Genomic DNA, 11,698 nt, shown 5'->3' on the forward strand with positions numbered 1-11,698 from the left:
ATTGCCTACCCTACGAGACTAAACTAACTACTGCCCTGACTAACTTCTCTGGCTCTACAGGTTTTGTAATGTGAGTTTGAAATCCTACCTGAAGCGCTCTTTGTCGGTCAATTTCTGCGGCATAAGCGGTTAGTGCGATCGCCCGAATATTTCCTCCCTGATTCGGTGGACGAGATCGAATCTGCTGCATCAGCATATAGCCGTCCATCTCAGGCATACCGATGTCACTCACTAGCACGTCAAAACTGAACTGCTCTAAAGCTTGCAAAGCTTCTAAGCCAGAAGCGACGGCTGTCACATTTGCCCCGCTTTGTGACAGCACAAATGCCTGAAATTCACGGGTATCTGGCTCATCATCCACCAGCAAAATTTTAACGCCGTCTAAAGGCACTTCTGCTTCTGTCTGGGTGTAGATTGGCTCGGATGCGTTGAGCTTTGCTCTTGCCTGCTGTATGAGGGGCAATTGGATGATGAAAGTTGCGCCTTGATTCTCACCCGGACTTTCTGCTGTCACCGTGCCCCCGTGCATTTCGACAATTTGCCGCACGATCGCTAGCCCCAATCCCAACCCGCCAAATTTGCGTGTGGTTGAGCCGTCTTCTTGGCGAAAATACTCAAATACATGAGGCAAAAACTGGGGATTGATGCCCTTGCCAGTATCGATTACCCGAATCTGAGCTAGCCCGTCGAGTTGCCGCAGTTTAATGGTCACTTGTCCGCTGTTGGGTGTAAACTTAACCGCATTGGTAAGCAAATTCCACATCACTTGTTGTAAGCGGGCTACATCGCCAGAAATCAAAGCGATCTCAGAGTCAAGATCGAGAGCGATCGCAATATTTTTTGCTTCTGCTGCCAAACGCACCGTTTCAACGGCGGCAGAAATCACAAAAGTCAAACTGACCGGAGCCGCTGTTAAGTTGAGTTTGCCCTGCATGATACGGGAGATGTCGAGCAAATCTTCGATTAGTTGCGTCTGTAGATTGGCATTGCGCTCAATAATTTTCAAGGCTTCAGCTCTACGAGCTTCGCTCAGTTTGCCGTTTTGTAGTAATTGCGTCCAGCCCAAGATCGGGTTGAGAGGCGATCGCAATTCATGGGACAGCACCGCCAAAAATTCATCTTTGATTCGGTTGGCGCGATCGGCTGCCTCTCTTGCGGCTTGTTCTTGCGCCAGCAATCGTTCCCGTTCAGTTTCAGCTTGCTTTTGCTTGGTGATATCACGTGAAATTGCCACAAGTTGGGTCACTTGCCCAGCAGTGTTCCGCACGGGCGTGATGATGCTATCCCACCACTTCGGTGTGCCCTTGTAAGTGGGAAGATAGCCTTGAAAATGGCCTGTATTGCCTGCTTTGGCGGCTGCGATCGCTGTTTTGGCATTTTCATAATCTTCACCTTGCCAAATATCTTGCCAGCAGGTGTTTAGAACGAGCGTCGGATCATCGACTTCCAATAAACATAACCCGCCTGTGCTGATATAGATAATTTCGCTATCGAGTGTCAAAACTTTAATGCAATCCTTGCTGCTTTCCAGAATGCGTTGCTTTAGCTCCTCACTGTCGCGCAAGGCTGCTTCAGCGCGGGCGCGTTCGATCAGCGGAGCGACACGCGCTGCAACGTTTTCCAGCAACAACATCTCATCCGCCGTCCAATGGCGCGGCTTGTCGGAACTGACTCCGATCGAAGCCACCCAACGCCCTTCACGGACAAACGGTGCAATGACGTAGGATTGCAGATTGATGAGCGTGTAATTGTCGGCGAAATCCTTTGTCCACGGATGTGTGTTCACGTCGTCAATCCCGAACGGTTGACTTGCCGCTGTTTCCCACCATTCCTTCGCACCGAAAAGGGTAAGGTCGTAAGTTCCGGCAAGGTCTGATCCGTCGAGCCGCCAATCGGGTAGAACCGTTACCTGTCTGCCGTCTGGCGTGACATCGAGATAATAGCAGCGATGCCCGTTCAAAAACGTTCCGACTTCGCGCGTGACGATGCGGTTGATTTCCACTGCATCCGTCACCGTGCCGAGTCTTCGGCTTAACTCGGTCAAAAACTCCACTTGCCGTTCGGCTTGAATTTGCTCGGTAACATTCCTGAAATAAACGGTGATGCCGTTTGGGGCGGGGTAGGTGCGAACTTCGTACCAGCGATTATGATCTGGGTAAAACGCAGTAATTGACCCAGCCAGACGATGGTTCCGCCCGCCGTAGGCATCGCGCATGGTGCTCAAGTAGACCTGCGCCAACTCATTGCCAATCAGTCCTGGATACTCTTCCCACAAATTCTTGCCAACTAAATCGCCTGGAGTGCGATCGAGTAGTATTTCGGCAGATGGATTTATATAGGTAAACTGCCAATTCTCATCCAGTGCAAAGAAGGCTTCAGCGATACTCTCTAGAATATTCCGAGTCTGCTCCTCGCTTTGGCGCAAGGCTTGCTCTACCTGTTTGCGCTCAGTGATATCTCGCGTCACGCCTGCCACTGCTTCTACTGCGCCATTTATGCCCAAAAGTGGCACGAAAATATATTCATAGGTGCGTGTGCCGATTGCGCTAGTGTAGGGCGTTTCATCCTTGAGCAGCTGACGCGTGGCGATCGCCTGTTGAATCTGTTGCTGAAGTCGAGTTGCTAAATCGGTTGGATAATCTAGCTCAAAAAAGTTCTTTCCCAAAGCTTCATCCGAAGTTTTCTGCCAAAGATTGAGCAACGCTGGGCTGACATAGGTGAACCTTCCCGCCAAATCAAAGGTGTAAATAAAATCGGGAATTGCCGCAACAAGCGCGTCGAACTTCCGCAGTTGCCGTTCGAGTTCGGTGCGGCTGTCGCGTAATGCTGCTTCAGCACGGGCACGCTCGACGGCTGCCCACGTCTGCTCTGCTGTTTCCTCGACTCGTTTCACCTCGTCTTCCGTCCACTGGCGAGGGTTTGCCTGATGCACCGCCAGCAGAGCGACAAATCGATCTTTCTTAATTAGCGGCACATCAATATGCGCGGCAATATCGATTGATCGATACCTTGCCCGATCGCTGGCTGAGTATTTAGGGTAGTTTGCCACATCAGGAACGATCGCCGTTCGCCCTGTTCGATGATCGTCTGTCAGGTTGCGCCCAAAGTCTTCCAGATGGTACAGCCCGCTCAGTTCGGCAACGCCGTTCGTGTAGTTTTTATGAACGATAACCTCTTTGCCGCTCGGTAACACTTCAATGTAAATAACGCGGTTTGCGCCTAGAAACTCGCCCAGAACAAAGGCAGCGATCGCCTGAATCTCATTAGCGTCAGTCAGCAGGCGTAGCGCATTGGTGAGCTTGACTCGAAACGCATCGGCTTGGGCAGCTTGAGGCAAGGCATCTGTTGATGTGCGCTCCAGCAGATCGGATTCTAGCTGCTGGACTCGATCTAGTTCTGTTAACAGGATCTGCACAGCCGTTTTTAGGCTGTCCGACCAAGTTTCGATGACCCCTAGTGGCGTTTGCGACCAATCGTGCGATCGCAACAATGCACCGATCTCGCCGCCACCAACAAAGAGGTTTTCAGCCTTGGTGCGATCGCTAGCCCATCCCTGGCGCTGTTGCATTTCCCGTTCTAAAGCCTTAACGATTAAATCATTAAATGATTCGCTACCTTCCTTGAGTTTCCTGGCTTTTGCAAGCAAGTCAGGCGGAAAACAGATTGTTAAGGCTTCGCGTTCCATAGCAATGAGTGTAACCAGATATGGATACCATTTATTGTATTCTGCCCATAGAATAGTACGACTGAGTTTGCTTCCACTCTCCTTATTTGCAATCAGGGGATGAGTTTTAATATTCATAGATGAGTTAAAATTCAATCAATCACTCTAGACAGATATTAACTATGAGATGGGAAGAAGTTTGCGAACACAAACAATTACAAGATTTACCCTTAAAAATTGAATTAAATCCTAAACAAATTAAACGGTAATTGTAGAGAATAGGGAAAAGAGCGATCGCCTAAATTACTTATTTTTAAAATATTTCTTAAAAATATTGATAATTTTTAATTAAAGATTGAAGAAAAATGAACTTTACTTAATTTAAATTATTATCTATTCATAACTAATGCGATATCCAAACTTAACAAAAGGTTAAGCGATAATGGTGAAGGCAAAAAATTATTTACCTTCACCCTCAATACCGTTCGATTAAGGTTTTTTAATGAAAATTCTAGATTATTAAAGACGCGATAAATCACCCTCTCTACGAAGGAATAATTATTGTAGAGACGGCGATTCATCGCGTCTTGTCTTAACCGAACAGTATTACCGCTTTTCTCGATGCAAGCAAGAAGTTTAATATTTTTATCCTTCTTGTGTACTTAAAACGCGACAGCTTGAGCTGTACCAGTCAAATGGATTGTCGTATAAGTTTGTCTTTGCCCTTGGTTGAATTTAGGAATCACAGAAAACAGGTTTGTTGTTGTGATTCCCTTAGTTTCTACTGCGGCTGAGTTGCTTTTTCCAAGGTTTACACGGGGTAAGATCAAAGTAAACACGGTATTGCCAGTATCTACTGTCCTACGGATAGTTACAGTTACGAGTGTACCAATCTCTGTTTCTACAGTACGGATCTGATCGGTACCTTGAAAGTTTAATGTCTGTTGCTTATCTTTATAGGTAAAAAGGGGCTTGCCAGTAAAGCTTGTCGTTGAGTAACTAATGCTGATATTCTTACCTTGAAACTGGTATAAGTTTGGTACTACTTCTGAGGCATTAGCTGATAATACAGGTATTGCTGTTAACAGCATACCTAATGTGAACGATCCAATCAAGTTTCTTGTTTGCATATCTAAAAAAGTTTTTGCTAGTTTGACCGAGATACTTACCCGAATGGGATGACAACAGGTATCAAACCAATTTTAAAAGTAGATATTACTACAATCGTGTAAAAAGAAACACATTGCAATGCTTGTTAATCTATTTGCAATAATTTCTAATATTCTGTAAAAGTTTGATCTGCGAACCTAATAACCCTTGGGTAGTTTTAAAAAATACACCCAGATATGCTATGGGCAAAAAAGTAGTACAGCAATAAGTTTATATATCATCTCCTTTGAGGGGATTTGATTTCATTTTCGTCTTATTCCCTCAATAACTAGCAACTTGAGTTAGATTTAAATTTTGAAATACCCTTTGGGGTTTTATTTTAAAATTGGAAATTTTGTATTGCTTATGAAACGGCGATCGTACATGCTTTTAGGATTTTTCCTCAGCCTTATTTTAACTATCGTGCCAATGGCTGGCAATTTCACTAATGCTGCAACGCCAACAGCAGTCACACCTGTCTCTGCTCTCTCATTCACCCAAGGAGTGCAAAAAACAGTATTAGACAACGGTTTAACGGTATTAACCAAGGAAGTTCATACTGCTCCCGTGGTGAGTGTGCAAGTTTGGTATAAAGTTGGTTCGCGCAACGAGGTTAAGGGAGAGAATGGTATTTCTCACCAGCTAGAACATTTAATGTTCAAAGGTACAAATGACCGTCCTGTACAGTTTGGACGGTTGTTTAGTGCTTTGGGTAGCCAGTTCAATGCTTTTACTAGTTATGACGAAACAGCTTATTTTGGCACAGTGCAGCGAGACAAATTAGAAGCACTGCTGACACTAGAAGCCGATCGCATGGAAAATTCCTTAATTGGGCCTGAACAACTCACCAGTGAAAAGCGGGTGGTGATCTCCGAGTTACAAGGATACGAAAATTCACCAGGTTATCGTCTGAGTCGGGCAGTGATGCGGGCTGCTTTCCCCAATCGAGCTTATGGTTTATCGGTGGGAGGCACAAAAGCCGATGTAGAGCAATTCACGGTGGAGCAGGTACGGAATTATTACCAAACCTACTACAGCCCAGAAAATGCCACGTTGGTGATTACCGGAGATTTTGCCACAAAACCCGCACTCAAAGTTGTCCAAGAAACTTTTGGTAAGTTATCGCAACGACCAAAAAAGAATACGACACTCCCTAATGCTAGGAGAGCAATTGATAATTCCTCGGCATCTTCTTCCATTGCTAACGCTTCCCCGTCTACCCCTGTTGCGAAAAAAGCACCGATTGTCCTCAAGCAACCTGGAAGTGCAGCACTATTGCAAGCGGTGTATCCTCTGCCAGATATCAAACATCCTGATGTTCCGGCAATTGATTTGATGGATGCCATTCTTACAGGTGGACGTAGTTCTCGACTGTATCAGGCTTTGGTGGAATCTGGACTCGCTAGTTCAGTGAGTGGTGGTGCTGCTGAACTCATCGAACCGGGTTGGTATGAAATTGATGCTACGGCGGCTCCCGGTCAAGAACTAGGGAAAATTACCCAGGTATTCCAGGAATCTTTAGCAAAATTGCAACAGCAGCCAGTCACCTCAGAAGAGTTGAAGCGGGCGAAGACGCAACTGCAAGCCTCATATATTTTGGGTAATCAAGATATCACGAGTCAAGCTAATCAACTGGGATATAACCAAACGATCGCAGGGGATTATCATTTTATTGAAAGGTATCTGGCTGCGATCGCGAAAGTAACTCCTGCTCAAGTCCAAAAAGCAGCGAAAACTTACCTCAATCCGGCTCAACAAACCATCGGTTTCTTTGAGCCGACTCAACCAGATGGTAAGCCAGGAACTTCTAGCGCTGGTTCTAGTCGCACGGTGGAAAATTTCAGCCCTGGTAAGCCTGTAGATCCAGCAGAACTAGCAAAATATTTGCCACCTGCCACATCAGAGACAGATTCAGCTAAACAATCACTACCAGAAGAGTTTACCTTAAAGAATGGTTTGAAGGTTCTGCTGTTGAGCGATCGCAATCTTCCCACTATTAACCTGAGCGGACAAATTGACGCTGGTGCTGAATTTGATGGCAATCAAAAAGCTGGATTAGCGAATCTAACTGCAAGCAACTTAATGAATGGGACACAGACTAAAAATGCTCTGACCCTAGCAAAAACCTTAGAAGACCTGGGAGCCGGTTTGAGCTTCGGTGCTAGCCGTGAGGGAGTTAACGTCAGCGGTGAGGGACTTTCAGCAAATTTGCCAATATTAATTCAAACTCTGGCAGATGTGTTAGAAAACGCCACTTTCCCCGCAGATCAGTTAGAACTAAGTCGCCAAAGGGCATTGACAAGTCTGAAAGTTCAACTGGATGACCCTAGAGGTTTGGGAAGGCAAGTATTCCAACAGGCAATTTACCCTGAAAATCATCCATTCCACAGCTTTCCCACAGCCGATAGTTTAAAGACTATTACTCGTGATGATTTGCTTGGTTTCTACCAGACACACTACCGACCAGATACCACGACGATCGCTTTGGTGGGAGACTTTGATTCAGTTAAGGTAAAAGCTTTGCTAAATGAAGTGTTTGGTAAATGGCAAGCCACAGGTAAGCCACCTGTTCTCAAAATACCAACCGTACCATTTCCGCAAACTTTGACACAACTAAATAAAGTAATTCCCGGTAAAGCTGAGGCTGTCACCTACATCGGCTACAACGGCATCTCTCGCAAAGATCCGCGTTATTATGCGGCACTGGTGCTAAATCAAATTTTGGGTGGTGATACCTTAGCCAGCCGCTTGGGTACGGAAGTGCGCGATCGCCAAGGTTTAACCTACGGTATATATAGTGGTTTTGCCGCCGGGATCAATCCGGGGCCCTTCTTGATTCAAATGCAGACTGCTCCTCTTGATGCCCAAAAAGCGATCGCCAGTACTCTCGCTTTACTAAAACAGTTACGCGAGCAAGGAGTAACTGAAGCTGAATTCAACACAGCAAAACGCTCAATTACCAATAGCTATCCTGTGGATTTAGCTAATCCCAGTGATGTAGCAAGCATCATTTTGGATAATGCTGTTTTAGGGCTTTCACGCTCAGAAATCCGAGAGTTTCCTCGACGGATTGAAGCAGTCACTATGGCTAATATGCAACAGGCAATTGAAGATTTAATTAAGCCAGAAAATCTGGTGATTGTCACCGCTGGGCCTGGAGATGCTGTAACCAAAGGCAGCTAATCACCTCAGATACATAGTAATGGGATTTGATTTGAAAAAATCGCAATAACAAGATTCCCGACTTCTTTAAGAAGTCGGGGATTTCATTGTTTACGAATGATTTAGCTCCAGCATAGCTGCCTCCTTCAAATTGAATAAGACACTGGAAAGGACTTTGCATCCTTTGGCTTCACATACACTCGCTGTAGAGGTTCTAACTTTAAGTCATTAAAGCGATCGCGTGTTAAATGCGCCATCACTACTTGCCCGTCATCGAAAGTTAATTCCACCTGAATTTCCCAACCCAAATGTATTAATCGGCTTACTGTTGCAGGTGTAGTCGTACCGTTTGCAGCCTTTTCTAAAATCACATCTTGCGGACGCAAAAATACTTGTGGGTGTGGCGCATCAAACCCGCTACTTTGAAAAATCTTTGAAGAGCTGGGTAATACATTCACCGGGCCGATGAAGCTCATTACAAATGCGGTGGCGGGATTATCATAAATTTCTGCTGGTGTCCCTACCTGTTCCACACGTCCTTTATTCATCACCACAACCTCATCGGAGACTTCCATTGCTTCTTCTTGGTCATGGGTAACGAAAACTGTGGTAACATGAACCTCATCATGGAGGCGGCGTAACCATGCCCGTAAGTCTTTGCGAACTTTAGCATCAAGTGCGCCAAAGGGTTCATCTAGCAATAAAACTTCCGGTTCTACTGCCAATGCCCTTGCTAAAGCTACCCGTTGTCTTTGACCACCAGAAAGTTGTGATGGATAGCGATCGCCTAATCCAGTCAATTGCACCAATTCGAGTAACTGTTCTACCCGTCCTTTAATCTTCTTTGGCTGTGCCTTACGAATTTCTAAGCCAAAGGCAATATTTTGCTTAACTGTCAGATGCTTGAATAGGGCGTAGTGCTGAAATACAAACCCAATATTTCGCTGTTGCACACTTTGGTATGTAGCGTCCTTACCGGTAAGCAGGATTTTGCCGCTATCTGGCATTTCTAAACCTGAAATTAACCGTAGTAGCGTAGATTTACCCGATCCCGATGGCCCAAGTAATGCAACTAGCGAACCACTCTTAATTTCTAGGTTAACCTCATCAACTGCCTTGAAACTCCCGAATTGTTTGGAGACGTTCTCAACTACTATACCCACTGCTACTATAACCTCTGCAACTAAATCTACAGATCCTTGGTAGGATTACTGTGTCCTACATATACCATACATTGTTATTTATGGATGAACAAGATTTAGCTACCGCAACTGCCGCAATCGAGGAAGCTACAGTCAGCACCACTGCAATCTAGGGAACTACAATCAGCAGCACCACAATCTAGGGAACCACAATCGGGTGTTATGCTAACGATCTCGACACAATTACAGCCCAAATCGGCACAATCAAAACAGTTAGTATTGTCGCTACTAATAAATGAGGATTTTTGAGCAACTTTACCAGATGCTTGTCGTTGCTGCATATCTGCTTCATCCTCTGTAGATTCTTCTGAGTTTTCGCTATGCATTCGCAAAATTTGATTGGCTTGCTTGCAAGCTTGAAATCGTTCGTGGGAATTAACAAAAGCTGCTTTTAATCCTTCCTTGGCAACTACCCGCTTAATGTATTGAGAGCAAGATTCGCCGCCATATAGTATTCTGTGGGCACAAGCAAAACCTTTGTGCGGAGAAATATGTTTTTGATATCCATTAATTGCGGCAGTACTAAGTTGTCTAGTAAAAGAATCGAATAAGGAAATTTGCATATTTTATAACTGGGGCATTGGGCATTGGCACTAACCAATATTCTTTAGTACTTACGCAAAAGCTCTCTAAAACTCTTATTTTTGTGCGTTCTACCATGCAAGAAGCCGCTCTGCATCTATGCAGTTCGTTTTTCATGATTTTGCGTAAGTCCTGTTCTTCATTCTTCCCAATACTCAATAGCAAATACTCAATACCCCATGCCCAATACTTCGACTCCGCTCAGTACAAGTGCCCCATGCCCCATGCCTAATGCCCAATACTTCGACTCCGCTCAGTACAAGTGCCCAATGCCCAATGCCCCAGGTTCAATTCGTATCGAAACATTAAGGAATATTGCATTTAAGCAGAAACCTAGAGGTAAAGCGCCAAATCACCCAAAAGACCGTGGTAGTATGCTCTCGGTAAATGTGAAGATTGGGAGAAAGACCTTTGACACTACGGGTTGCTGTTATTGGGTCAGGCCCTGCTGGTTCATCTGCCGCAGAAACACTGGCAGCCTCTGGGATTGAAACCTACCTGTTTGAGCGGAAGCTAGACAATGCGAAGCCTTGCGGGGGTGCAATTCCCCTATGTATGGTGAGTGAATTTGACTTACCACCAGAGATTATCGATCGCCGGGTACGGAAGATGAAAATGATTTCGCCTTCCAATCGCGAGGTTGATATCAATCTGATAAATGAAGATGAATATATAGGAATGTGCCGCCGGGAAGTACTAGATGGCTTTTTGCGCGATCGCGCGGCCAAACTAGGCGCAAATTTAATTAATGCCACTGTTCATAAACTTGATATACCAGGAAACAATACCGATCCCTATACGATTCATTACGTTGACCACACAGATGGTATATCACAGGGTATTGCCAAAACTCTGAAGGTGGATGTAATTATTGGGGCAGATGGGGCTAATTCCCGCGTTGCCAAAGAAATGGACGCTGGGGATTACAATTATGCGATCGCTTTCCAAGAGCGGATTCGCTTACCCGAAGACAAAATGGCCTACTATAACGACCTCGCCGAAATGTATGTCGGTGATGACGTTTCTACTGACTTCTACGCTTGGGTTTTCCCCAAATATGACCACGTAGCTGTCGGTACTGGTACGATGCAAATCAATAAAGCCAGCATCAAACAGTTACAAGCTGGTATCCGCGCTCGTGCATCCGAGAAGCTAGCAGGCGGTAAAATCATCAAAGTCGAAGCCCACCCCATTCCCGAACATCCCCGTCCCCGTCGTGTTGTTGGTCGCATCGCTTTGGTGGGAGATGCTGCTGGTTATGTTACCAAGTCTTCTGGTGAAGGTATTTATTTTGCGGCTAAATCTGGGCGGATGTGTGCCGAAACCATTGTCGAAGCATCTAACAGTGGTAGCCGTATTCCTACAGAAGGCGACCTGAAGGTTTACCTGAAGCGTTGGGATAAAAGATATGGACTCACTTACAAGGTGCTGGACATTCTGCAAACCGTATTCTATCGTTCTGACGCCACCCGCGAAGCCTTTGTGGAAATGTGCGATGACCTCGATGTACAACGGCTAACATTTGATAGCTATCTGTATAAGACTGTTGTCCCAGCTAATCCCATCACCCAATTGAAGATTACTGCTAAAACTATTGGTAGTCTAATTCGGGGTAATGCCCTTGCACCTTAATTGCGTGTAAAGGATTGGAAATTACAGCAAATACATTACTCAATTTTGTGGGGTGGACATCCTGCACGCTTATGAATCAGGGCGGGCAAGATGCCCACCCCACAATATATGTTTCCGAAGGGTAGCAACTGGCGCAGCCCAGAGAGAAAAAAGAGATTTTACGAGTCACCTTGAAAGGGTAGTTTTCGATGTTTTAGATAGCACAACTCTTTACTTAGTACAGTTTTGCATAAAAGTGTAGCGTTTTTAATGCAAGCCGACGCATTAACAATGCAAGCCGACGCATTAACAAGGCGGCCGACGCATT

6 protein-coding genes are annotated in these 11,698 nt (G+C 45.4%); 2 read left to right on the plus strand and 4 right to left on the minus strand.

The window, feature by feature from the left end; translation table 11 throughout:
- Positions 1 to 10: 10 nt before the first annotated feature.
- Positions 11 to 3,802, minus strand: a complete 3,792-nt coding sequence (locus RMX89_RS12115) for a YlcI/YnfO family protein (protein ID WP_322689101.1) — start codon at positions 3,800 to 3,802, stop codon at positions 11 to 13.
- A gap of 524 nt (positions 3,803 to 4,326) precedes the next feature.
- The gene (locus tag RMX89_RS12120) at positions 4,327 to 4,794 is read right to left on the minus strand and encodes a hypothetical protein (protein WP_322675606.1); all 468 of its coding nucleotides are present in this window, start codon (positions 4,792 to 4,794) and stop codon (positions 4,327 to 4,329) included.
- A gap of 385 nt (positions 4,795 to 5,179) precedes the next feature.
- On the opposite strand from RMX89_RS12120, the gene RMX89_RS12125 reads away from it, so the two are divergent.
- The gene (locus RMX89_RS12125) at positions 5,180 to 7,996 is read left to right on the plus strand and encodes a pitrilysin family protein (protein ID WP_322689102.1); all 2,817 of its coding nucleotides are present in this window, start codon (positions 5,180 to 5,182) and stop codon (positions 7,994 to 7,996) included.
- Between the two features lie 125 nt (positions 7,997 to 8,121).
- Here RMX89_RS12125 and RMX89_RS12130 read toward each other — a convergent pair whose 3' ends face one another.
- Together RMX89_RS12130 and yidD are read right to left on the minus strand one after the other, a co-directional pair.
- Positions 8,122 to 9,138: a sulfate/molybdate ABC transporter ATP-binding protein gene (locus tag RMX89_RS12130; RefSeq protein ID WP_322689103.1), complete on the minus strand. Its 1,017-nt coding sequence runs from the start codon at positions 9,136 to 9,138 to the stop codon at positions 8,122 to 8,124.
- 95 nt (positions 9,139 to 9,233) lie between these two features.
- Positions 9,234 to 9,740, minus strand: coding sequence for a membrane protein insertion efficiency factor YidD (gene yidD / locus RMX89_RS12135; protein WP_322689104.1), 507 nt, complete (start codon positions 9,738 to 9,740; stop codon positions 9,234 to 9,236).
- 430 nt (positions 9,741 to 10,170) lie between these two features.
- On the opposite strand from yidD, the gene chlP reads away from it, so the two are divergent.
- A complete protein-coding gene (chlP, locus tag RMX89_RS12140; RefSeq protein ID WP_322689105.1) occupies positions 10,171 to 11,391 on the plus strand; it encodes a geranylgeranyl reductase in 1,221 nt (406 codons plus the stop codon).
- Positions 11,392 to 11,698 lie beyond the last annotated feature (307 nt).

Source organism: Nostoc sp. DedSLP04, from assembly GCF_034530775.1.
Classification (GTDB): domain Bacteria; phylum Cyanobacteriota; class Cyanobacteriia; order Cyanobacteriales; family Nostocaceae; genus Nostoc.